The following is a 21,179-nucleotide window of genomic DNA, read 5'->3' on the forward strand; positions in this document are numbered from 1 at the left end:
AGTGAAGGAGGCAAAGATGACGAATCCGGGATTCTCTGCAGAAGCAACACTCGAACGAAGATCACGATCGCCACTTCTCCGCAACCCCCGGCTCGAGGTCCGGTGGGCCGACGGAGAAGGCGGCATCGTTCCCCAGTCGTACCCGGCCCAGTGCGCGGGCGCGAACGGATACAGCAAGGCCGAGTGCTACGGCGTGGTGGAGGTGTGCGAGGACTGCTGCCAGCGCTATGACTTCGGGTCCGGATACCACGAAGTCTGCGGCACCCCGTACGTCTGCGGGGCCTGCATCGGCCTCCCCTTCTAGCACCACCGAGGGCTGCGCCCGAGTACGCCCGCCCCGCCGGTCCCTCCCCCGGCTTCCGCCGGGAGACCCCCGTGACCGGCGGGGCGGGCGTACGGTCTCAGGGGCGGCGGGTGAAGTCCATCGTCCAGTTGTGGATCCAGGTGGCGCCCTCGTCGGGCGAGAAGAACTGCTCCCAGCGCGGCGACTCCCCCGGCGCCGTCCCCGACCACACGAAGCGCACGCGGACCGCCTTCCCGTCGTGCGTGTCCTCCCCCTCGAAGACCCCCCGCCCGCCGTCGAACCGCCCGGTCACCGGCGGGAACAGGGTGCCGGTGCGGCGGCTGGACCAGTACAGCGACCACTCCTCGCGCTCCCGGTCGAAGAGGCGCAGCGTCAGACCGCCGAAGCCCTTCGTCGGGAAGTCGATCTCGTCGAAGCTGGCGCCGCCGTCGAAGTGGCGCGAGACGCGGGACACGGCCGGGAACTCCTCCCACGCGCTGTCCGCGTCGAGGAAGTCGGCGCGCCAGCGGTTGGCCACGTCCCAGGTGCCGATGAGGAAGTCGAAATCGTTCATGCGAGGACCGTAGGAGCACTCCGCTGACATCCTGTGTCAGTGAAGTCGAGCCGCTTGCTGTCGATCCTGCTCCTGCTCCAGACCCGGGGCCGGATGACCGCCGCCGAGCTCGCGCGCGAGCTGGAGGTGTCGGTCCGTACGGTCTACCGCGACGCGGAGGCGCTGGCCGCGGCGGGCGTCCCGCTGTACGGGGACGCCGGGCACAGCGGGGGCTACCAGCTGCTCGCCGGCTACCGGACCCGGCTGACGGGGCTCAGTACGGGCGAGGCCGAGGCCCTGTTCCTGACCGGAATGCCGGGACCGGCGGCGGAACTGGGCCTCGGCCGGGCCCTGTCGGCGGCCCAGCTGAAGCTGCGGGCGGCGCTGCCGCCGGAGTTGCGCGCGCAGGCGGACCGGATGCGGCTGCGGTTCCACCTGGACGCGCCGGGCTGGTACGCGGAGCACGAGGAGACCCCGTACCTCGCGCAGGTCGCCGACGCCGTGTGGCGGGGCCGGGTGATCGAGGTCCGCTACCGCCGGTGGAAGGAACCCCAGGAGGTCGACCGGCGCCTCGCCCCGTACGGACTGGTCCTGAAGGCGGGCCGCTGGTACCTGGTCGCGGGCCCGGACGGCGCCCGGACCTACCGGGTGGACCAGATCCTGTCGGTGACGGAGACGACGCAGACCGCGGACCTCCCGGAGGGCTTCGACCTGGCGGCGCACTGGCGCCGGACCCAGGAGGACTTCCACGCGCGGCTGTACCCGCAGGAGGCGGAGGTACGCCTCTCCGCGCGCGCCGCGGCCCGGCTGACGGGCGCGCAGGCCCGCGCCCTGACCGCCACCGGCCACCCGGACCCGGACCTGCCGGGCTGGACCCGCGCGACCCTCCCGATCGAGTCCCACGCGCAGGCGGAGTCCCAGTTCCTGTCCCTGGGCGCGGAGGCGGAGGTGCTCTCCCCACCGGCCCTGCGCGCCCGCATCCAGTCCACCCTGTCGGCGCTGACGACCCGCTACGCCCGGCCGGCGCCCGCGCCCGCCGCCGCCGACCCGGACCGCCCCCGCGACACCGGCCTCAGCCTTTGAGGCCCTTGAAGTCCTTGAGCTCGCCGACGCGGTGGGCCCGGTCGTGCAGGGCCCGCACGGCCCGGACCCTGCCGTAGGAGCGGAGCCGTAGGTTCATGACCTCGAAGTGCTCATCGCCCCGCGCGGACGAGAGCATCTCGTACTCGTCCAGGAACCGGCCCCACGCATCGCACGCGGCCTCCACGTGTCCGATGGACAGCTGGCGCTGGGCGAGAAGCCCGTACGCGTGCATCCGGCCCTGCCGCTCGTTCGCGGGCTGGAACCGGATCGACTCCCGCAGCGTGCGCACCGAACCGGGTACGTCCTTGGTCTCGTTCTGCACGTGAGCGACATGGAACAGATAGGCGGTCCGGTCGTACCCGCCGATCGACTCCCGCCGGTCGTCGGCACGCGCGAGTGCCTCCTCCGCTTCCCGGAGCCGAGCGAAGGCCTGCCGCTTGTCCCCCACCATCGCCGCGCCGTGCGCCTGCTGCCCGCGCAGGAAGGCCACGAGCCGTGGCCCGGCCACCGGAGCCGCCTCCGCCGCCGAGTCGGCCAGCTCCAGGGCACGCCGGCCGTAGCCGAGGTTGGACGCCTGGAGAGACATACCGCGCAGGGTCCGGCAGTAGGTGACGTGTTCCTCCGCCTCCCCGGCCAGCTTCAGCGCGGACAGGTAGTAGTCCTGTCCCAACCGGTGCTGCCGCTCGTACATGGCCATCCACCCCGTGAGGTACGCGAGGTCGGAGGCTGCGGCCAGCATGCTCCGCCGCACGGGAGCAGCCGCCTCTGCCTTCAGCCAGGGCCCCACCGTGTTCACGAGAAACGCCGCCGCCATGGGCCGGGCGTGCCCTGCCCCGAGCTCGTCGAGGATGTCCGCGATCCGGTCCGTCATCGCGTGCACGGTGGCAACCTGCGCCTGGCCCACTCGCGTCGTCGCCTTCCCGGGCCTCACCGGCTCCGGCCCCTGGGCCAGCGCCAGGCCCGGGAACAAGGGAATGGCAAGAGCGGCGGAAAACACACCTGCGGCGATCACGCGCCGCCTGGACGGATCCATGTCGGCCCTCCCGAGGTCTACGAGGTCCCGGACAGTGTCGGCCTCATCGCCGCGACCCGGCGGCGTGAGCCCCGCCTCGGCGTAGGTGACCGGCCGGGCCAGCTTCCGCTCGAACGCCTCGATGATCAGCGCTCTGACCTGCGGCCGCGGCTGGTGACCGGCGATCCACTGGGATACGGCGGGCTGACCGTACGTGAGGGTGAGCCCCGCCTCCGCGCCGACGCGATTGACGATCGACGCGCATTGGCTTCTGGACCATCCGGCCTGCTCAAGGAGCGTCGGCAGACCAGCGTTGGGTGTGCGTGAGCGTCGCGCCATGGGCAACTCCCGACAGGTGCATGGCTTGCATGCTTCTCCGACCCCCCAACGGTACCCGCGGAGAGGTTGCGTGCGGTTACCTCTTCACAACGAGCAGTGATCATCGGCCAGTTGCCCACCGACCGGAGAGTGGACATGTGCAGTCGAATCATCCACAGCAGCGCCCAGGGCGTACGCGGCATCGATATCGCGGAAGCGCCCTGGCCCGAGCCCAGCGAGGACCTCCTGGAACGCGCACTTGCCGGCTGGGAGCGCTTCGTCTTCACCATCCAGGAGCCGTCCGATGGCTGAGCGGTACGCGTACGTGCCCCATCGGCTGCTGCGCCGGCGTGTGCGCGATGTCGCGTCCGGCGTCGAAGGGGAGCTGATGACCGTGATCAACGAGAACGTGTCGGAATCGGTCCACCAGCACTGGATGGAGCTGGCCTATATCCGAACCGCGTCCGGCCGCGAGTTCTCCACCGCCGTGGACAACGTCGAGCCGGCCGGATGACAGCCGCTCGGCGTGGACACCCTGTGGACGCGTACCCGGTCAGCAGACCTTGCCCGGCGGGGCCGAGGCCGTGGCGCGCAGGAGGTCGCGCAGGAGGTCGAAGTCGACCTTGGCGGGGTTGCGGAAGCGGAGGCAGGCCTTGCCCATGTCGTGGGGGGCCAGGCGGTCCGCGAAGGCGTCGCGGATGTCCGTGCGCAGCAGGTAGAAGGAGATGTACTGCTTCTGGTTCGCCCAGGCGATCTCCCCGGCCGGTTCGCCGGGGCGGACGTACACGGGCATGCCGTAGGCGATGACCTCCTCGAAGCCCGGCAGTTCCGACAGGCACAGTTCCCGCAGCCGGGTCAGGGGCTCGCGGCGGGCCTGCGGGACGGCGGCCAGGTAGGCGGCGGCGTCCATCAGGCGGCCTGCTTCGGGGTCTGGGACCGGACCGCGCCCATGCTGGCCGCGATCACCAGCGCGATGGCCAGGGCGTCCAGCGCGGACATGGCCTGGTTCAGGACGAGGAAGCCCGCGGTGGCCGCGATGGCCGGTTCCAGGCTCATCAGGATCGCGAAGGCCGGGGCGGGGAGCCGCCGCAGGGCCAGCAGTTCCAGGGTGTACGGCAGTACGGACGACAGGACGGCCACGCCGAGACCCAGTGCGAGGGTGCTCGGGACGAGCAGGTCGGAGCCGGCTTCGAGGATGCCCAGGGGCAGCGACAGCACGGCGGCCACGGCCATCGCCAGGGCCAGTCCGTCCGCCTGCGGGAAGCGGCGGCCCGTCCGCGCGCTGAACACGATGTACGCCGCCCACATCGCGCCCGCGCCGACCGCGTACGCCGCGCCCACCGGGTCGAGGCCGCCGAAGCCGGCTCCGCCGTGCCCGGCCAGGAGGACGACGCCGGCCAGGGCCAGGCCAGCCCAGAGCAGGTTCACCAGGCGCCGCGAGACGATCACCGACAGGGCCAGCGGGCCGAGCACCTCGAGGGTGACGGCCGGGCCGAGCGGGATGCGGTCGATGGCCTGGTAGAAGAGCCCGTTCATGCCCGCCATGGCCACGCCGAAGGCGACCACCGTGCCCCAGTCGGCGCGGAGGTAGCCGCGCACCTTGGGGCGGCACAGGAGCAGCAGCACGATCGCGGCGGCCGCGAGGCGCAGCGTGACCACTCCGGCCGCCCCCGCCCTCGGCATGATCATGACGGCGAGGGCCGCACCGAACTGCACCGAGATCCCGGCCGAGACCACCAGCGCGACCGGGCCGAAGCGGGATCCCTCGGCGGAGGGCGCGGGCGTGGGGGCGGGCGTGGGGCCGGGGGCGGCGGCGGGCGTCGCCGTCGGGGAAGCGGAGGGTGCGGGCATTTATCCAGATTAGTGGGTCGTAAGGAGTGTCGCCGCGTGGCTTGCCTTACACATGCCTGCCCTGCGCATCCCGTGCGGCTTGTCCGCCGTCCAGGCCTTCGGCCAGGAGTTCCGCCAGGTGGCGGGCCCGGACTCCGCCGCCCAGCTGGGCGATCTGGGTCCGGCAGGAGAAACCGTCGGCCTGGACGACCGCGTCGCGCGGGGCGGCGCGCAGGGACGGCAGGAGCTGCTCCTCCGCGCAGGCCACCGACACCTCGTGGTGGCCCGGCTCGAAGCCGAAGTTGCCGGCCAGGCCGCAGCAGCCGCCGCTGAGCTCGCCGGTGAGCCCGGCCCGCTCGCGCAGCCGCCGGTCGGCGGCGTCCCCGAGCACCGCGTGCTGATGGCAGTGGGTCTGGCCCGCCACGGGCCGGTCGAGGCGGGGCGGCTGCCAGTGCGGGGCGTGCTCCTCGAGGGTCTCGGCGAAGGTGCGGACGGCTGCCGCCAGCCGCTGCGCGCGGGGGTCCTCGGGGAGGAGGGCGGGGAGGTCGGCGCGGAGGGCCGCGGCGCAGCTGGGTTCCAGGACGAGGACGGGGCCGTCGGTGTCGCCGAGGGCGGCCAGGGTGCGGCGCAGTACCGTGCGGGCCCGGTCGAGGCGGCCGGTGGAGAGGTACGTGAGGCCGCAGCACACCGGGCCGGCGGGCACGGACACGCGCAGGCCCGCGGCCTCCAGGACGCGGACCGCCGCGTGGCCGGCCTCCGGGGCGAGGTACTGCGTGAACGTGTCCGGCCAGAGGGTGACAGTCGTGACAGGGGTGGAGGAGGGAGAGGACGAGGAGAACGGGGAGGACGAGGAGGAGGAACGGTGTTCCCGGGTGAACGGCCTCCGGGCCAGGGCCGGCAAGGCCCGTTCGCGCGTCAGGCCGGGGACGGGGAACAGCCGGGTCAGGGCGTTCGCCGCCCGCGCCCCCCGCAGGCGGGCGATCAGGCGGAGCCAGGCCGGGAGGCCGCCCAGGGTGTAGTGGGCGAGCGGGCGGATGCGGCCCGCCCAGTGGTGGTGCAGGAACTCCGCCTTGTACGAGGCCATGTCCACGCCCACCGGGCAGTCGCTGAGGCACCCCTTGCAGCCCAGGCACAGGTCCAGCGCCTCGGCGACCTCCGCCGAGCGCCAGCCGTCCCGTACGACCTCCCCCGCCAGCATCTCGTGCAGCAGCCGGGCCCGGCCCCGCGTGGAGTGCCGTTCCTCCCCCGTGGCCCGGTACGACGGGCACATCACCCCCGGCCCGCCCGCGTCGGCCGAGCGGCACTTCGCGACGCCGACGCACCGGGCGACCTCACCGGCGAAGGGGGTCTGCGGCAGCACGGCGAAGCGGAGGTTCTCGTCGAGGCGCGCCGGCCGGACCAGCATCCCCGGGTTCATGCCGCCCGCCGGGTCCCACACGTCCTTGTACGCGCCGAACAGCCGCACCACGTCCGGCCCGTACATCCTCGGCAGCAGCTCGGCCCGCGCCTGCCCGTCCCCGTGCTCCCCCGACAGCGAACCCCCGTGGGCGAGGACCAGGTCCGCCAGGTCGCCGGAGAAGGCCCGGAAGCGGGCCACGCCCTGCGCCGAGACCAGGTCGAAGTCGATCCGTACGTGGACGCAGCCCTCGCCGAAGTGCCCGTACGGGGTTCCGCGCAGCCCGTGCTGCGCCAGCAGCGCGCGGAACTCCCGCAGGTACGCCCCCAGCCGGGCCGGCGGCACCGCGCAGTCCTCCCATCCCGGCCAGGCCATCCCCCCGTCGGGCATCCGCGTCGCCGTGCCCGCCGCGTCGTCCCGGATCCGCCACAGCGCCCGCTGCCCCGCCGGGTCGGTGACCACCAGCGCGTCGAGCGCGTCAGCGCCCCGTACGAGCTGCCGCGCGGCTCCCTCGTCCCGCATCTCCGCGAACAGCCAGGCTCCGCCCCGCGGCAGTCCGACGGCCCCCCGCACCAGGTCCTGCGCCATCCCCTCCACGGTGAGCGGCCGGTACGGCAGCAGCCCGGCGGCCGCGTCCGCCGCCGCGCTCTCGTCCGCGTACCCCAGGACCGCCAGCACCGGCGCGGACGGCGCCTCCACCAGGCGCACCACCGCCTCGGTGACCACCCCGAGGGTGCCCTCGCTGCCGCAGAACGCCCGCGCGAGCTGCACGCCCCGCTCGGGCAGCAGCGCGTCCAGGCCCCCGTAGCCGGAGATCCGCCGGGAGAAGCCGCCCGCCATCCCGGTGCGCAGGAGTGCCAGGTTTCCCTCGACGAGCTGGCGCAGGCCCGGGGGCGCTCCCGACCAGCCCGTCCCGATCCGGTGGGCGGTGCCCCCGTACGCCGTCACCGCCAGCTCGGCCACGTTGTCCGCGGTGGTCCCCCAGGCGACCGAGTGGGCCCCGCACGCGTTGTTGCCGATCATGCCGCCGAGGGTGCAGCGGGAGTGCGTGGAGGGGTCCGGGCCGAAGGTCAGGCCGTACGGGCGCACCGCGTCGCGCAGCCGGTCCAGGACCAGCCCGGGCTGGACCACGGCGAGGCGTGCGGCCGGGTCGACGGAGACGAGGGCGTTCATGTGCCGGGTCAGGTCGAGCACCACGCCCACGCCGGTGGCCTGGCCCGCGATGGAGGTCCCGCCGCCGCGCGGGACGACGGGCACTGCGGCGGCCGCGCACACGCGCAGCGCGGCCGCCACGTCGTCGGCGTCGCGCGGGGCGACGACGCCGACCGGCACGCGCCGGTAGTTCGAGGCGTCCATGGTCACCAGCGCCCGCGCCGCGGCCCCGAAGTCCACCTCCCCGCGCAGCTCCGCCCGCAAGGTCCGCTCGAGTTCCCCGGGTGTGGTCACGGCGTCTACCCTGCCACCGGCCCGGCGTCCACGTCCGTCCACTCCGCATCCCGGTGCGTCTCATCGGGTGGACGCGCCTCCGGGGCGCGGACCGGGACCCGATACGCTCCGCTCGTGGCCGAGATCCAGATTCCCGCTGACATCAAGCCCGCCGACGGACGCTTCGGCGCGGGCCCCTCCAAGGTGCGGACCGAGGCGCTGGACGCCCTGGCCGCCACCGGTACCTCCCTGCTCGGAACCTCGCACCGCCAGGCCCCGGTCAAGAACCTGGTCGGCTCGGTGCGTCAGGGGCTCCGGGACCTCTTCTCCCTTCCCGACGGGTACGAGGTGATCCTGGGCAACGGCGGCTCCACCGCCTTCTGGGACATCGCGACGCACGGGCTGATCGAGCAGAAGTCCCAGCACCTCACCTTCGGCGAGTTCTCCTCCAAGTTCGCCAAGGCCGCGAAGCTCGCGCCGTGGCTGGACGCGCCGACCGTCATCTCCTCCGAGCCGGGCACGCACCCCGAGCCGCGGGCCGAGGCGGGCGTCGACGTGTACGCGTACACCCACAACGAGACCTCGACGGGCGTCGCGGCGCCGGTCAAGCGCGTCGCGGGTGCGGACGCCGGGTCCCTCGTTCTGGTGGACGCGACCTCGGGCGCCGGCGGTCTGCCGGTGGACATCACCGAGACCGACGTCTACTACTTCGCCCCGCAGAAGTCCTTCGCCTCGGAGGGCGGGCTGTGGCTGGCCGCGTTCTCCCCGGCGGCCCTGGAGCGTGCGCAGCGCGTGCACGACTCCGGCCGGCACATCCCGGAGTTCTTCTCGCTGCCGACGGCGATCGACAACTCGCTGAAGAACCAGACGTACAACACCCCGGCGCTGTCCACTCTGTTCCTGCTGAACGAGCAGCTGGAGTGGATGAACGGCCAGGGCGGCCTGGAGTTCACGACCGGGCGTACGGCGGCCAGCGCGCGCCACCTGTACGGCTGGGCGGAGGCGTCCAAGTACGCGACCCCGTTCGTCGTGGACGCCGACAAGCGCTCCGCGGTCATCGGCACGATCGACTTCTCGGACGACATCGACGCGGCGGCCGTCGCCAAGGTGCTGCGCGCCAACGGCATCGTGGACACCGAGCCGTACCGCAAGCTCGGCCGCAACCAGCTCCGTATCGCGATGTTCCCGGCGATCGACCCGGCGGACGTGCAGGCGCTGACCGCGTGCATCGACTACGTGATCGAGAAGCTCTGACGGCGAGCAGGCACGCACGTACCTGAGTGTGTGAGTGCGTGAGCCCCCGGTGACCTGTGGTCGCCGGGGGCTCCCGTGTGTGGGTAGCCGGTTTCCTGTGTCCGCCCACCTCACGGCCGGACGGCAGGCCCGTACGCGATACCTTCAGGAGTTCGGGGCAGGTTGACGGGCCCGGCAATTCTTGGAGGCAGCGGCGTGAGCGTGCGAGTGACGGCGGCCCAGAGCGGCGTGGACCCCTTCGGCACGGCCCGGCTGCGGCGCGGGGTGCTCGACGCCTGGGGGGCGGGCCCGGCCCGCTTCCGCGAGGACGCCAACGCCGAGGAGGACCTGGCGCTCGGCGGCTACCGGGACCGGCTCGTCGTCGAACTGGCGCAGAACGCCGCCGACGCGGCCGCGCGTGCCGGGGTACCGGGCCGGCTGCGGCTCACCCTGCACACCGGCGAGGGCGGGCCCGGGGTGCTGGCCGTCGCCAACACCGGCGCCCCGCTCGACGCGACGGGCGTGGAGTCGCTGAGCACCCTGCGCGCCTCCGCCAAGCGGGAGTCCGCGGGCGGCGGCTCCGGTGACACGGTGGGCCGCTTCGGCGTCGGTTTCGCGGCCGTCCTCGCGGTGTCCGACGAGCCCGCCGTACTGGGACGGCACGGCGGCGTCCGCTGGTCCCTGGCCGAGGCCCGCGAACTGGCCCGCGACGCGGCCGTCGGCAGCCCCGGCCTCGGCGACGAGCTGCGCCGCCGCGACGGCCACGTCCCGCTGCTGCGGCTCCCGCTGCCCGCCGAGGGCAGCGCCCCCGACGGCTACGACACCGTCGTGGTCCTCCCGCTGCGCGATGCCGTGGCCCAGGACCTGGTCGAGCGGCTGCTGGCGGGCATCGACGACGCCCTGCTGCTCACCCTGCCCGGGCTGGACGAGGTCGTCGTGGAGACCCCGGCGGGCCCCGCCCGCACCCTGTACCGCCGCGACGAGGGCCCGTACGCCGTCATCGAGGACTCCCGGTCGGGCACCAACCGCTGGCGCACCGTCCGCCACGGCGGCGCCATCGAGAAGGCCCTGCTCGCCGACCGGCCCGTGGAGGAACGGCTGCGGCCCTCCTGGTCGGTGTCCTGGGCCGTGCCCGTCGACACGGACGGCGCTCCGCTGCGCCCGGCCACCGCGCCCGTCGTGCACGCGCCGACCCCCACCGACGAACCGCTGGGCATCCCCGCCCTGCTCATCGCGACCCTGCCGCTGGACACCACCCGCCGCCACCCGGCCCCGGGCCCGCTGACCGACTTCCTCGTGGAGCGCGCGGCCGACGCGTACGCCGAACTCCTCGGCTCCTGGGACCCGGTGACCACCGCCCTCGTGGACCTGGTCCCCGGCCCGCTCGGCAAGGGCGAGCTGGACGGGGCCCTGCGCGCCGCCGTGCTGCGGCGGCTGCCCCGTACCGCCTTCCTCGCGCCCGCCGCCCCGCCCGAGCACGCCGAGGAACGGGCCGCGCTGCGCCCCTTCGAGGCCGAGGTGGTGGAGGGCGCGGGCGCCGACACCGTACGGGTCCTCGCCGAGGTGCTGCCGACCCTGCTCCCGGCCGGCCTGGAGCGCCGCGCCGAGCTGCGCACCCTGGGCGTGGGCCGGCTGCCGCTCGGCGACGCCATCGAGCGGATCGCGGGCATCGAGCGGACCCCCGAGTGGTGGCACCGGCTCTACGACTCCCTCGCCGGGGTCGACCCGGACCGGCTGTCCGGGCTGCCCGTGCCGCTCGCCGACGGCCGTACGACGATCGGGCCGCGCCACGTCCTGCTGCCCTACGCGGACACCCCGGCGGACCTGGCCCGGCTGGGCCTGAAGGTGGCCCACCCGGAGGCCGCGCACCCGCTGCTGGAGAAGCTCGGCGCCCTCCCGGCCACCGCACGGGCCGTCCTGACGACCCCGCAGGTGCGGGCCGCCGTGGCGGCCTCGATGGACGCGGGCGAGATCTGGGACGAGGACGCGCTGGACCCGGAGGAACTGGCCGACGTGGTCCTGGGCCTGGTCCGGGACGCCGAACTGGCCCCCGGCGACGAGCCCTGGCTCGGCGCGCTGGCCCTCCCGGACGAGGACGGGGAGCTGAGCCCGGCCGGCGAGCTGCTGCTGCCCGGCTCACCGCTCGCCTCGGTGATCCGCGAGGACGAGGTGCCGTACGTGGACGCCGAACTGGCCGCCCGCTGGGACGCCGACACCCTCACCGCGTGCGGGGTGCTGGCCGTCTTCCAGCTGGTCCGCGCCACCGACGTGGTGCTCGACCCGGACGAACTGGAGCCGCGCGAGGGCGACTACGCCGAGCCGGACGACGCGGGTCTGCTGGACGCGGTGGACGTGTGGTGCGAGGACCTCCTGGACCAGCTGCCGGACACCCCGGTCCCGCCGGTGGCCACGGAACTGGTCGCCGTACGGGACCTGGACCTGGTCGACGACGACTGCTGGCCCCAGGCCCTGGCGATGCTCGCCCAGCCCCCGCTCCGCGACGCCCTCACCCAGCCCGTGCGCGTCCTCCTCCCGGACGGCACCACGCAGTCGGTGCGCCCGTACACCGCCTGGTGGCTGCGCGACCACCCGGTGCTCGACGGCCGCCGCCCGGCGGGCCTGCGCGCGGCGGGCGGCGACCCGCTGCTCGCGGGCCTCTACACCCCGGCGGACGCCACCGGCTTCGAGGACGAGCAGGTCCTGCGGGCCCTGGGCGTACGGACCACCGTGCCGGCCCTCCTGGACGAGCCGGGCGGCGCGGCCGAACTGCTGGGCCGCCTGGCCGACCCGGACCGCGAGGTGACGGACCGCCAGCTGCACGGCCTGTACAACGCGCTGGCGGACCTGGACCCCGAGCAGGTCACCCTGCCGGACGAGCTGCGCGCGGTGGTGGACGGCGAGGTCCTGGTGGTGGACGCGGCGGACGCGGTCATCGCGGACGCCCCCGACCTGCTGCCCCTGACCGGGGGCCTGCCCCTCCTCCCGGTGTCCCCCTCCCGCGCGGCCGACCTGGCGGACCTCCTCCAGGTCCGGCGCCTCTCGGAGACGGTCCCGGCGGAGGTCACGACGCCCGGCGAGGAACACGAGGTCCCGGAACCGGTCCGCATCCTGCTGGGCCCCGCGACCCCGTCCACGTACCTCGAACACGAGGAACTGATCGCGGGCGGCATCGAACTGGACTGGCGCCACACCCCCGACGGCACCCTGCACGCCTCCACCCTGGAAGGCGTGGCCGCGGGCCTGGCCTGGGCAGCGGGCCAATGGCCCCGCCGCTTCGAGGTGGCCGCCCTCCTGGAGGACCCGTCCCGGACGGCGGAACTGGCCCGGGACCGGTGGTTCGACTAGGCGGGCGCGACGACGATCCGCAGTCCGGACAGGAGACGCTGAAGATCGTCGACGTCCGAGGTGAGCACGGTCACCTGGCTGCCGCGTTCCGCCTCTCGCACCGCGACGGCGGCCAGGACCGCGTCGATCGCGTACTTGTGGCCGTGCAGGCCGGCTTCCTTCAGCAAGGAGCGGGCCGCGTCGATGCCCGCGTCGTCGGTGTGGACGACCTGGATCTTCGACATCGCCCAGTCCCAGAGCCGTGCCGCCCTGGCCTGCTGTGGATCCCAGGCCTCCAGGGTCGTGAGCGCCGAGGTGATGACCGAGGTCTTGGACTGCCAGGCCTTGTTGATGCGGGCGAGCATGAGCCGGTCACCGCGGACGGCCTTGGACAGCGCCTCGGAGTCCAGGATGATCACCCTTGACCGGAGGGCCGCCTCGGCTGCGTGTCGGCGCTTCACGCGGCTGCCTTCCCCTGGTCCCGGGCCACCTCGCCTCCATGTCTCATCGCGTCGTGCTTGGCGTCCAGCTCAGCGAGCCATGCGTCGGCGGCGCGGAGCTCGTCCTCGGTGAGCGCGCCGTACTCCTCTTGGAGCAGGGCACTCAGCTCGCCCAGCTTGTCGATCCTGACCTGGTTCTCCACGGCCGCGGTGACGTACGCGGAGACTCCGCGCTCGTCCACGGACGCCTTGATGTACTCCAGCACCTCGTCGGGCAAGGTGATGGTGACCTTCTTGGTTGCCATACTCCAACTATGGACAACCGGGAGGGTGCCTGTCATCACCCGGAAGGGTCAATCCGCGCCCCGCCCGCCTACGCCGGGAAACGGCGGTCCACCCACCGGAACGTGAACTCGATCAGGGTTGCGGCGGACGCGGCGACCGCCACCGCGATCCAGGGCATGGTCACGCCTTCCAGCTTCAGCTGGAAGAACTCCTGGAGCCACGGCACGACCAGGACGATCAGGAAGGCGGCGCCCATCGCGCCGACCAGGCCGACGCGCCACCACGTGTACGGGCGGGCGATGATCGCCAGGACCCACATCGAGGTGAGGAAGAGGGCCAGGGTGGCCGCGCTGGTCTCGGCCTTGAGGGAGTCGGGGCCCGTGTAGTGGGAGCGGGCGATCAGGTACGTGACGAAGGTGGCCGTCGCCGCGACCGCGCCGCCCGGGATCGCGTACCGCATCACCCGTTTCACGAAGTGCGGCTTCGCCCGCTCCTTGTTCGGCGCGAGGGCCAGGAAGAAGGCCGGGATGCCGATGGTGAGGGTGGACAGCAGGGTCAGGTGGCGGGGCAGGAAGGGGTATTCGACCTGGGAGCAGACCACCAGGATGGCCAGCAGCACCGAGTAGACCGTCTTCGTGAGGAAGAGCGTCGCCACGCGGGTGATGTTGCCGATGACCCGGCGGCCCTCGGCGACCACCGAGGGGAGGGTCGAGAAGCTGTTGTTGAGGAGGACGATCTGGGCCACGGCGCGGGTGGCCTCGGAGCCGGAGCCCATGGAGACGCCGATGTCGGCGTCCTTGAGGGCCAGGACGTCGTTGACTCCGTCGCCCGTCATGGCGACCGTGTGGCCCTTGGACTGGAGGGCGCCGACCATGTCCCGCTTCTGCTGCGGGGTCACGCGCCCGAAGACGGAGTGGGCGTCGAGGGCCTGCGCCATGCCGGACTGCTCGGTGGGGAGCTTGCGGGCGTCGATGGTGTTCTCGGCGCCCGGCAGGCCCAGCTTGCCGGCGACGGCGCCGACCGAGACGGCGTTGTCCCCGGAGATGACCTTCGCCCTGACGTCCTGGTCCTCGAAGTAGCGCAGCGTGTCGGCGGCGTCGGGGCGCAGCCGCTGCTCGAGGACGACGAGGGCGGTCGGCCGGACCCCGGTGGCCACGTCCTCGTCGTCGAGTTCGAGGGCGGAGCGGGCCAGCAGCAGGACGCGCAGGCCCTGTTCGTTGAGGTCGTTGATCTCCTCGAGGGCGGGGTCCCCGGTGGGGAGCAGGACGTCGGGGGCGCCCAGCAGCCAGGTGTTGTTCTCGCCGTCGTCCTCGCTGAAGCTGGCGCCGCTGTACTTGCGGGCGGAGGAGAAGGGCAGGGACTCGGTGCAGCGCCACTCCGCGCTGTCGGGGTAGGCGTCGATGATCGCCTGGAGGCTGGCGTTGGGGCGCGGGTCGGACTCGCCGAGGGCCCCGAGCACCTTCTTGACGTACGAGGGGTCCGCGCCGCCGAGCGGGCGGAGCTCGGTGACGTCCATGCCGCCCTCGGTGAGGGTGCCGGTCTTGTCGAGGCAGACCACGTCGACGCGGGCGAGGCCCTCGATGGCGGGCAGCTCCTGGACCAGGCACTGCTTGCGGCCGAGCCGGATGACACCGATCGCGAAGGCCACCGAGGTGAGCAGGACGAGCCCTTCGGGGATCATCGGGACGATGCCGCCGACGGTGCGGGCGATGGAGTCCTTGAGGTTGGTGTCCTTGACGATCAGCTGGCTGATGATGAGGCCGATCGAGGTCGGGATCATCATCCAGGTGACGTACTTGAGGATGGTGGAGATGCCGGAGCGCAGCTCGGAGTGGACGAGGGTGAAGCGGGAGGCCTCTTCCGCCAGCTGGGCGGCGTAGGCCTCGCGGCCGACTTTGGTGGCGGTGAAGGCGCCGCCGCCGGCGACGACGAAGGAGCCGGACATGACCTGGTCGCCGGGCTTCTTCAGGACGGGGTCGGCCTCGCCGGTGAGGAGGGACTCGTCGATCTCCAGGCCGTCGGCCTCGCCGACGGCTCCGTCGACGACGACCTTGTCGCCGGGGCCGAGTTCGATCACGTCGCCGAGGACGATCTCGGAGGTGGAGATCTCCGCGGTGCGGCCGTCGCGGCGGACGCTGGGTTTGGCCTCCCCGATGACGGCGAGGCCGTCGAGGGTCTTCTTGGCGCGCAGTTCCTGGATGATGCCGATGCCGGTGTTCGCGAGGATCACGAAGCCGAAGAGGCTGTCCTGGATCGGCGCGACGAACAGCATGACCACCCAGAGCACGCCGATGATCGCGTTGAAGCGGGTGAAGACGTTGCCGCGGATGATGTCGGCGGTGGAGCGGCTGCTGCGGACGGGTACGTCGTTGACGTCTCCGCGCGCCACGCGTTCGGCGACCTCGGCGGTGGTCAGGCCGCCGGGCTTGAACCGGGGCGCGGGCGGTTGCACCGGGTGCACGGGGTCCAGCTCGGCCCCCGCGTCGATGGCGCCGCCGGCCCGCTCCGGACCGTCCTGATCGATCTTCGCCCGCTGCGTCATGCTTTCGACGGTAAGGGCGGTTCGAACGCTTCACCCGCCGAGAAGTCCGAAGATCCGACTTCGGGATGACCTCAATCCTCCCCTGGTCCCACTGACGGCAGGTGTCAGTGGACGCCTCCTACCGTGCGGGCCATGGACCTCATCGTCGAACTGCGGCAGTACACCCTGCACCCGGGAGCACGGGAGACGCTCATCGAGCTCTTCGAGCGGGAGCTGGTCACCGGACAGGAGGCGGCGGGGATCACCCTCGGCGGCCGGTTCCGGGACCTGGACGATCCGGACCGCTTCGTCTGGCTGCGCGGCTTCCCGGACATGGCGGCGCGCGAGCGGGCGCTCCGCGCCTTCTACGACGGCCCCGTCTGGCGGGCCCACCGCGAGGCCGCGAACGCGACCATGCGGGACTCGGACGACGTGCTGCTCCTGCGCGGGCCGGGATTCACCGCGCCCGGCGCCGAGGGTCCGGTCGTCGCGACCGTCTGCCACCCGCTGGACCCGGAGGCCTTCGCCGGCCACTTCGAGCGGCGCCTGCGGCCGGCGCTCGCCGCCGCCGGATCCGCTCCACTGGCCGTGCACCGCACGGAGCACGCGGAGAACACCTTCCCTTCGCTGCCGGTCCGCACGGGTGAGGACGTCCTCGTGTGGTTCACGGCCGGGGAGGCCGTGCCGGCGCGGCAGCCGGCGGACCTGCCGGACCTGCCGGACCTGCCGGACCTGTCGGACCACCTGCGCAGGCCTCCGCAGCGGCTCCGGCTGGAGCCCGTGCGGTACCGGGGCTAGGGCTAGGGCTGCGGGTGGGGGTCCGTGTCGGCGGTGCGTTCGGCGGCGTGGCGCTTGAGGGCGGCGTCGCGGCCGCGGACGTACCAGATGCCGATCAGGCCGAGGAAGCCGCCGGCCGCGCAGGTCCAGACCCACCACAGCAGCCCGCGGTCGGAGAACCACCCGTAGAAGGGGAGCTGGACGACGAAGAGGACGAACCAGAGGATCGTGCCGCCGGTGATGGTGGCGACGACCGGACCCTCAAGGGGCTCGGGCGCCTCGTGCTGCGGGGTCCATTTCGCCATGCGGCCAAGTCTAGGCGGCTCGCTCCGCGCCCTGCCCCCGCCTGCGGTCTACGCGCGGAGATGGACGCCCCTTCGCTCATGTGTTCATACTGAAACGGTTTGGGCGCGGCCCATTTTCTTCGTATGAACCACCCAATGAGGACCGTATGAGCACCCCTGCCCCGGCCCCCGCCCCCGCAGTCAGCGCCCCGGAACCCGGCCCTCGGGAGACCTCGGTCCTCGACCGCCACTTCCGGATCTCCGAGCGCGGCTCGACCCTCGCCCGCGAGGTGCGCGGCGGCTTCGCCACCTTCTTCGCGATGGCGTACATCATCGTGCTGAACCCGATCATCCTGGGCAGCGCGAAGGACATGTACGGACACCAGCTCGACGGCGGCCAGCTCGTCACCGCCACCGTCCTGACGGCGGCGTTCTCCACGCTCCTGATGGGTGTCATCGGCAACGTCCCGATCGCGCTGGCCGCGGGCCTCGGCGTGAACACGGTCGTCGCGCTCCAGCTCGCCCCGCGCATGAGCTGGGCCGACGCCATGGGCATGGTGGTCCTGGCCGGCTTCGTGGTGATGCTGCTGGTCGCGACGGGCCTGCGCGAGCGCGTCATGAACGCCGTCCCGGTGGGGCTGCGCAAGGGCATCGCGATCGGCATCGGCCTGTTCATCATGCTGATCGGCCTGGTCGACTCGGGCTTCGTCACGCGCATCCCCGACGCCGCGCACACCACCGTCCCGCTCCAGCTCGGCACGGGCGGCCACCTGCACGGCTGGCCCGTACTGATCTTCGTCGTCGGGGTGCTGCTCACCCTCGCCCTGCTGATCCGCAAGACGCCCGGCGCGATCCTGATCTCCATCGTGGTGATGACCGTCGCCGCGGTCGGCGTCCAGCTCGTCGCCGAGCTGCCGGACGGGGCCTGGGGCCTGACCGTCCCCGCCTGGCCGGGCAACCCGGTGGCCGCCCCCGACTTCGGGCTCGTCGGCCAGGTCAGCCTGTTCGGCGGCTTCGAGAAGGTCGGGGTGCTGACCGGCGTCCTGTTCGTCTTCACCGTGCTGCTGTCCTGCTTCTTCGACGCCATGGGCACGATCCTGGGCGTCGGCGACGAGGCGAAGCTGATCGACAAGGAGACCGGCGAGTTCCCCGGCATCAACCGGGTCCTGCTGATCGACGGCCTGGCCGTCGCCTCGGGCGGAGCCACCTCCTCCTCGGCCACCACCTGCTTCGTGGAGTCCACGGCCGGGGTCGGCGAGGGCGCGCGTACCGGGCTGGCGAACGTCGTGACCGGCGGCCTGTTCACCCTGGCCCTGTTCCTGACCCCGCTCGCCACCATGGTCCCGTCCCAGGCGGCCACCCCCGCCCTGGTGGCGGTCGGCTTCCTGATCCTGGCGGGCTCCGTCAAGGACATCGACTGGAACGACTTCACCATCGCCGTCCCGGCCTTCCTGGCCATGGTGACGATGCCCTTCACCTACTCGATCACCAACGGCATCGGCATCGGCTTCGTCAGCTTCTGCGTGCTGCGCGCCGCGACCGGCCGGGGCCGTGAGGTCCCGGTGGCCATGTACGCCGTGTCGGCGGTGTTCGTCTTCTTCTACGCGATGCCGGCCCTCGGCCTCACGTGAGGAGCCGCATGAGGGCTCACGTCAGCCCGTAGAACTTCTCCGTCTCGTCGACGGCCGCCTTGAAGCGTTCGTCGAAGTCGTCGCGAATGAGCGTCCGGACCACATAGTCCTGGACGCTCATTCCGCGTTTGGCGGCATGAGTCCGGAGCCTGTCGAGGAGCTCCCCGTCTATGCGCATGCTGAGCACATGTGTCCCCATGCCGAAAGACTCGGGGCAGAGGGGAGGCGCGCGTGTCACTTTCCGCCGCCGACTCACCCGTACGAGTGACGGCCGATATGCGTTGTTCTTTAGCTAGAGTAATGAGTTACTCTAAAGACATGCGTGACCTTACCCATGGCGACGATGCTGCCGCCGTGAACGACCTCCGCTCCGCCGTCATGCGGCTGGGCCGGCGCCTGAAGCACCAGCGCGTCGACGAATCGCTGAGCCCCACCGAGATGTCGGTCCTCGGCACCCTCGCCCGCTGCGGCCAGGCCACGCCTGGCGAGCTGGCCCGGCGGGAACACGTCCAGCCGCCGTCGATGACGCGCATCGTCGCGTTGCTGGAGGCCAAGGGACTGGTCACGCTGGAACCACATCCCGATGACCGCCGCCAGAAGGTGGTCCGCCAGACGGAGGAGGCCGAAGCGATGCTCGAAGAGAGCCGCCGCAAGCGCAACGCCTTCCTCGCCGGGCTCGTGGAGGAGCTGACCGAGGACGAATGGGCCACGCTGCGCGAGGCCGCGCCCGTCCTGGAGAAGCTCGCACACCTATAGGAACGACGCCAGGAGGCGAACGCTTTTGAGTACGGGAAACGGAGCAGACTCCGCACCCGGCCACATACCCACCCCCGACACCACCCCCGCGGGCAAGACCCCGGGTGCACCTCCCGGCGGCAGCCGGGGGATGTTCAGCTCGCTGAAGATCCGGAACTACCGGCTCTTCGCCACCGGCCAGGTCGTATCGAACACGGGCACCTGGATGCAGCGCATCGCCCAGGACTGGCTGGTCCTCTCCCTGACCGGGTCGGCTTCCGCCGTCGGCATCACCATCGCCCTGCAGTTCCTGCCGATGCTGATGTTCGGGCTCTACGGAGGCGTACTCGCCGACCGGCTGCCCAAACGGCCGCTGCTGCTCACCACCCAGAGCGCGATGGGCCTGACCGGCATCGCACTGGCCGTGCTCACCATCGCGGGACACGTCCAGGTCTGGCACGTCTACCTCGCCGCGTTCCTGCTCGGCATGGTCACCGTCGTCGACAACCCGGCCCGGCAGACCTTCGTGCCCGAGATGGTCGGCAAGGACCAGCTCGCCAACGCCGTCAGTCTGAATTCGGCCAACTTCCAGTCCGCGCGGCTGGTCGGCCCGGCGATCGCCGGTGTGCTGATCACCGCATTCGGCTCCGGCTGGGCCTTCCTGCTGAACGGACTGTCCTTCGCCGCGCCCATCGCCGGCCTGCTGATGATGCGGACGCACGAACTGCGCCCCGCCCCGCCCCGGCCCCGCGCCAAGGGGCAGCTCCGCGAAGGCCTGCGGTACGTCGCCGGGCGGCCGGAGCTGATCTGGCCGATCGTCCTCGTCGGCTTCATCGGCACCTTCGGGTTCAATTTCCCGATCTGGCTGTCGGCGTACGTGAGCGAGGTGTTCCACGGGGACGCGGGCACCTACGGGCTCTTCAACACCCTGATCGCGGCCGGCTCCCTGGCGGGCGCGCTGCTCGCCGCCCGGCGCGGACACTCCCGCCTGCGGCTGCTGGTGGCGGCGGCCGTGCTGTTCTCGGTACTGCTGGTCGTGACCGCCTTCGCGCCCGGCTTCTGGCTGTTCGCGGCGCTGCTCGTGCCGATCGGCCTGTTCGGCCTGACGGTCAACGTGACGGCCAACTCCAGCGTGCAGATGGCGACCGACCCCGAGATGCGGGGGCGGGTCATGGCCCTGTTCATGATGGTCTTCACCGGCGGCACGCCGCTGGGCGCCCCGCTGCTGGGCTGGATCACGGACACGTACGGGGCGCGGATCGGCATGGCTGCCGGCGGCTTGGTGTCGCTGGCCGCCGCCGTTTCCATCGCGGTGGTCCTGGCGCGGGTCGGGAACCTGCGGCTGAGCGTGAACCGCCACGGCGTCACCTTCGTCCCGGCGGTCCGCGACCGCGAACTGGTCCCGGCCGCCTGACCCCCGGCCCGGCCCCCGGAGCCCCGGGAGCCGGGCCGCAGCACTAGGCTCGGCCGTATGAGACTGTTCGCAGCCGTGTTGCCTCCCGAGGCGGCCTTGGACGAGCTGGCGGCGGCCGTGCGGCCGTTGCGGGACGACCGGTTGACCTGGACCGGCGAGCCGGGCTGGCACTTCACGCTCGCCTTCATGGGCGAGGTACGCGACGAGCTGCTCCCCGACCTGCACGCCCGCCTCGCCCGCGCGGCGACCCGCACCGCACCGTTCGCGCTGCGCCTGCACGGCGCCGGACACTTCGGCGAGCGCGCGCTGTGGATGGGCGCCGCCGGGGACATCGACGCGATGCGCCTGCTCGCGGAGCGGGCCGACGCCGCGGCCCGGCGGGCCGGGGTGTCCATGGAGCAGCACCGCCGCTACACCCCGCACCTCACCCTGGCCCGGTCCCGCGAAGGCGGGACCCTGCGGCCCTGCCTCGACGCCCTCGCGGGCTTCGAGGGCACCCCCTGGCGGGTCGACACCCTGTCCCTGGTCCGCAGCAACCTGCCGGTCAGCGGGATCCCCGGCGAGCAGCCCCGCTACGACACCGTCGGAGCCTGGCCCCTGGAGGGTTAGGAGCGCGCACGCGCACGGGAAGCGGC

The 21,179-nt window shown here is 72.7% G+C and carries 21 protein-coding genes; 11 read left to right on the forward strand and 10 right to left on the reverse strand.

Going from position 1 to position 21,179, the window contains the following annotated elements; genetic code table 11:
- Positions 1–16 precede the first annotated feature (16 nt).
- On the forward strand, positions 17–304 hold the full coding sequence (locus ACZ6I1_RS15515; protein ID WP_469287346.1) for a hypothetical protein: 288 nt from the start codon (positions 17–19) through the stop codon (positions 302–304).
- 97 nt (positions 305–401) lie between these two features.
- Here the strand turns inward: ACZ6I1_RS15515 and ACZ6I1_RS15520 are convergent, their stop codons facing one another.
- A complete protein-coding gene (locus ACZ6I1_RS15520; protein WP_469287348.1) occupies positions 402–857 on the reverse strand; it encodes a hypothetical protein in 456 nt (151 codons plus the stop codon).
- A 39-nt stretch (positions 858–896) separates the two neighbouring features.
- Here ACZ6I1_RS15520 and ACZ6I1_RS15525 point away from each other — a divergent pair, with 39 nt between their 5' ends.
- Positions 897–1,919: a helix-turn-helix transcriptional regulator gene (locus ACZ6I1_RS15525; protein ID WP_469287350.1), complete on the forward strand. Its 1,023-nt coding sequence runs from the start codon at positions 897–899 to the stop codon at positions 1,917–1,919.
- Here ACZ6I1_RS15525 and ACZ6I1_RS15530 read toward each other — a convergent pair.
- Entirely contained in the window at positions 1,909–3,270 is a 1,362-nt protein-coding gene (locus tag ACZ6I1_RS15530) for a hypothetical protein (RefSeq protein WP_469287352.1), read from the reverse strand. The two genes, ACZ6I1_RS15525 and ACZ6I1_RS15530, sit on opposite strands and share 11 nt — an antisense overlap.
- A 135-nt stretch (positions 3,271–3,405) precedes the next feature.
- Between ACZ6I1_RS15530 and ACZ6I1_RS15535 the strand changes: the two genes are divergently transcribed.
- Together ACZ6I1_RS15535 and ACZ6I1_RS15540 are read left to right on the forward strand one after the other, a co-directional pair.
- On the forward strand, positions 3,406–3,561 hold the full coding sequence (locus ACZ6I1_RS15535) for a hypothetical protein (RefSeq protein WP_469287353.1): 156 nt from the start codon (positions 3,406–3,408) through the stop codon (positions 3,559–3,561).
- A complete protein-coding gene (locus ACZ6I1_RS15540; protein ID WP_469287355.1) occupies positions 3,554–3,763 on the forward strand; it encodes a hypothetical protein in 210 nt (69 codons plus the stop codon). Before ACZ6I1_RS15535 ends, ACZ6I1_RS15540 begins: the two co-directional genes overlap by 8 nt.
- A 39-nt stretch (positions 3,764–3,802) precedes the next feature.
- Here ACZ6I1_RS15540 and ACZ6I1_RS15545 read toward each other — a convergent pair whose 3' ends face one another.
- Genes ACZ6I1_RS15545 through ACZ6I1_RS15555 form a run of 3 tightly spaced genes read right to left on the reverse strand, consistent with a single transcriptional unit; the run spans position 3,803 to position 7,921 of the window.
- The gene (locus ACZ6I1_RS15545; RefSeq protein WP_469287356.1) at positions 3,803–4,159 is read right to left on the reverse strand and encodes a DUF1801 domain-containing protein; all 357 of its coding nucleotides are present in this window, start codon (positions 4,157–4,159) and stop codon (positions 3,803–3,805) included.
- Entirely contained in the window at positions 4,159–5,100 is a 942-nt protein-coding gene (locus ACZ6I1_RS15550; protein ID WP_469287358.1) for an EamA family transporter, read from the reverse strand. The genes ACZ6I1_RS15545 and ACZ6I1_RS15550 overlap by 1 nt, the downstream gene beginning before the upstream one ends.
- 46 nt (positions 5,101–5,146) lie before the next feature.
- Positions 5,147–7,921 (reverse strand): FAD-binding and (Fe-S)-binding domain-containing protein, encoded by a 2,775-nt coding sequence (locus tag ACZ6I1_RS15555; RefSeq protein WP_469287361.1) that lies wholly within the window; start codon positions 7,919–7,921, stop codon positions 5,147–5,149.
- Between the two features lie 114 nt (positions 7,922–8,035).
- Here ACZ6I1_RS15555 and serC point away from each other — a divergent pair, with 114 nt between their 5' ends.
- Both serC and ACZ6I1_RS15565 read left to right on the forward strand, forming a co-directional pair.
- Entirely contained in the window at positions 8,036–9,154 is a 1,119-nt protein-coding gene (gene serC, locus ACZ6I1_RS15560) for a phosphoserine transaminase (RefSeq protein ID WP_469287363.1), read from the forward strand.
- Between the two features lie 201 nt (positions 9,155–9,355).
- Entirely contained in the window at positions 9,356–12,478 is a 3,123-nt protein-coding gene (locus tag ACZ6I1_RS15565; protein WP_469287637.1) for a sacsin N-terminal ATP-binding-like domain-containing protein, read from the forward strand.
- On the opposite strand, the gene ACZ6I1_RS15570 is transcribed toward ACZ6I1_RS15565, so the two are convergent.
- From ACZ6I1_RS15570 to ACZ6I1_RS15580, 3 genes are all read right to left on the reverse strand, one after another.
- On the reverse strand, positions 12,475–12,918 hold the full coding sequence (locus ACZ6I1_RS15570) for a hypothetical protein (protein WP_469287365.1): 444 nt from the start codon (positions 12,916–12,918) through the stop codon (positions 12,475–12,477). The two genes, ACZ6I1_RS15565 and ACZ6I1_RS15570, sit on opposite strands and share 4 nt — an antisense overlap.
- Positions 12,915–13,202: a hypothetical protein gene (locus ACZ6I1_RS15575; protein WP_469287367.1), complete on the reverse strand. Its 288-nt coding sequence runs from the start codon at positions 13,200–13,202 to the stop codon at positions 12,915–12,917. The genes ACZ6I1_RS15570 and ACZ6I1_RS15575 overlap by 4 nt, the downstream gene beginning before the upstream one ends.
- A 68-nt stretch (positions 13,203–13,270) precedes the next feature.
- Positions 13,271–15,724 carry a cation-translocating P-type ATPase gene (locus tag ACZ6I1_RS15580; protein WP_469287369.1) on the reverse strand — a complete coding sequence of 818 codons (2,454 nt, stop codon included), beginning with the start codon at positions 15,722–15,724 and terminating at the stop codon, positions 13,271–13,273.
- Between the two features lie 132 nt (positions 15,725–15,856).
- On the opposite strand from ACZ6I1_RS15580, the gene ACZ6I1_RS15585 reads away from it, so the two are divergent.
- The gene (locus ACZ6I1_RS15585) at positions 15,857–16,501 is read left to right on the forward strand and encodes an NIPSNAP family protein (protein WP_469287371.1); all 645 of its coding nucleotides are present in this window, start codon (positions 15,857–15,859) and stop codon (positions 16,499–16,501) included.
- A 2-nt stretch (positions 16,502–16,503) separates the two neighbouring features.
- Here the strand turns inward: ACZ6I1_RS15585 and ACZ6I1_RS15590 are convergent, their stop codons facing one another.
- The gene (locus ACZ6I1_RS15590) at positions 16,504–16,785 is read right to left on the reverse strand and encodes a DUF2530 domain-containing protein (RefSeq protein WP_469287373.1); all 282 of its coding nucleotides are present in this window, start codon (positions 16,783–16,785) and stop codon (positions 16,504–16,506) included.
- 146 nt (positions 16,786–16,931) lie between these two features.
- Here ACZ6I1_RS15590 and ACZ6I1_RS15595 point away from each other — a divergent pair, with 146 nt between their 5' ends.
- On the forward strand, positions 16,932–18,395 hold the full coding sequence (locus tag ACZ6I1_RS15595) for an NCS2 family permease (protein WP_469287374.1): 1,464 nt from the start codon (positions 16,932–16,934) through the stop codon (positions 18,393–18,395).
- 16 nt (positions 18,396–18,411) lie between these two features.
- On the opposite strand, the gene ACZ6I1_RS15600 is transcribed toward ACZ6I1_RS15595, so the two are convergent.
- Positions 18,412–18,594, reverse strand: a complete 183-nt coding sequence (locus tag ACZ6I1_RS15600; RefSeq protein ID WP_030156886.1) for a hypothetical protein — start codon at positions 18,592–18,594, stop codon at positions 18,412–18,414.
- A 119-nt stretch (positions 18,595–18,713) separates the two neighbouring features.
- Between ACZ6I1_RS15600 and ACZ6I1_RS15605 the strand changes: the two genes are divergently transcribed.
- The 3 genes from ACZ6I1_RS15605 to thpR are packed head-to-tail and all read left to right on the forward strand — an operon-like array spanning position 18,714 to position 21,153.
- Entirely contained in the window at positions 18,714–19,151 is a 438-nt protein-coding gene (locus tag ACZ6I1_RS15605; RefSeq protein WP_469287376.1) for a MarR family winged helix-turn-helix transcriptional regulator, read from the forward strand.
- A 25-nt stretch (positions 19,152–19,176) separates the two neighbouring features.
- Positions 19,177–20,544 (forward strand): MFS transporter, encoded by a 1,368-nt coding sequence (locus ACZ6I1_RS15610; RefSeq protein WP_469287377.1) that lies wholly within the window; start codon positions 19,177–19,179, stop codon positions 20,542–20,544.
- 57 nt (positions 20,545–20,601) lie between these two features.
- Positions 20,602–21,153: an RNA 2',3'-cyclic phosphodiesterase gene (thpR, locus tag ACZ6I1_RS15615; RefSeq protein WP_469287379.1), complete on the forward strand. Its 552-nt coding sequence runs from the start codon at positions 20,602–20,604 to the stop codon at positions 21,151–21,153.
- Positions 21,154–21,179 lie beyond the last annotated feature (26 nt).

It is taken from the genome of Streptomyces sp. NPDC046303, assembly GCF_055588085.1.

Excerpts from the sequence above, each read along its gene's own strand:
- ACZ6I1_RS15515 (WP_469287346.1), top strand. The coding sequence starts at position 17 with ATGACGAATCCGGGATTCTCTGCAGAAGCAACACTCGAACGAAGATCA.
- ACZ6I1_RS15520 (WP_469287348.1), bottom strand. The coding sequence starts at position 857 with ATGAACGATTTCGACTTCCTCATCGGCACCTGGGACGTGGCCAACCGC.
- ACZ6I1_RS15530 (WP_469287352.1), bottom strand. The coding sequence starts at position 3,270 with ATGGCGCGACGCTCACGCACACCCAACGCTGGTCTGCCGACGCTCCTT.
- ACZ6I1_RS15535 (WP_469287353.1), top strand. The coding sequence starts at position 3,406 with ATGTGCAGTCGAATCATCCACAGCAGCGCCCAGGGCGTACGCGGCATC.
- ACZ6I1_RS15540 (WP_469287355.1), top strand. The coding sequence starts at position 3,554 with ATGGCTGAGCGGTACGCGTACGTGCCCCATCGGCTGCTGCGCCGGCGT.
- ACZ6I1_RS15545 (WP_469287356.1), bottom strand. The coding sequence starts at position 4,159 with ATGGACGCCGCCGCCTACCTGGCCGCCGTCCCGCAGGCCCGCCGCGAG.
- ACZ6I1_RS15550 (WP_469287358.1), bottom strand. The coding sequence starts at position 5,100 with ATGCCCGCACCCTCCGCTTCCCCGACGGCGACGCCCGCCGCCGCCCCC.
- ACZ6I1_RS15575 (WP_469287367.1), bottom strand. The coding sequence starts at position 13,202 with ATGGCAACCAAGAAGGTCACCATCACCTTGCCCGACGAGGTGCTGGAG.
- ACZ6I1_RS15580 (WP_469287369.1), bottom strand. The coding sequence starts at position 15,724 with ATGACGCAGCGGGCGAAGATCGATCAGGACGGTCCGGAGCGGGCCGGC.
- ACZ6I1_RS15585 (WP_469287371.1), top strand. The coding sequence starts at position 15,857 with ATGGACCTCATCGTCGAACTGCGGCAGTACACCCTGCACCCGGGAGCA.
- ACZ6I1_RS15590 (WP_469287373.1), bottom strand. The coding sequence starts at position 16,785 with ATGGCGAAATGGACCCCGCAGCACGAGGCGCCCGAGCCCCTTGAGGGT.
- ACZ6I1_RS15595 (WP_469287374.1), top strand. The coding sequence starts at position 16,932 with ATGAGCACCCCTGCCCCGGCCCCCGCCCCCGCAGTCAGCGCCCCGGAA.
- ACZ6I1_RS15600 (WP_030156886.1), bottom strand. The coding sequence starts at position 18,594 with ATGGGGACACATGTGCTCAGCATGCGCATAGACGGGGAGCTCCTCGAC.
- ACZ6I1_RS15605 (WP_469287376.1), top strand. The coding sequence starts at position 18,714 with ATGCGTGACCTTACCCATGGCGACGATGCTGCCGCCGTGAACGACCTC.
- thpR (WP_469287379.1), top strand. The coding sequence starts at position 20,602 with ATGAGACTGTTCGCAGCCGTGTTGCCTCCCGAGGCGGCCTTGGACGAG.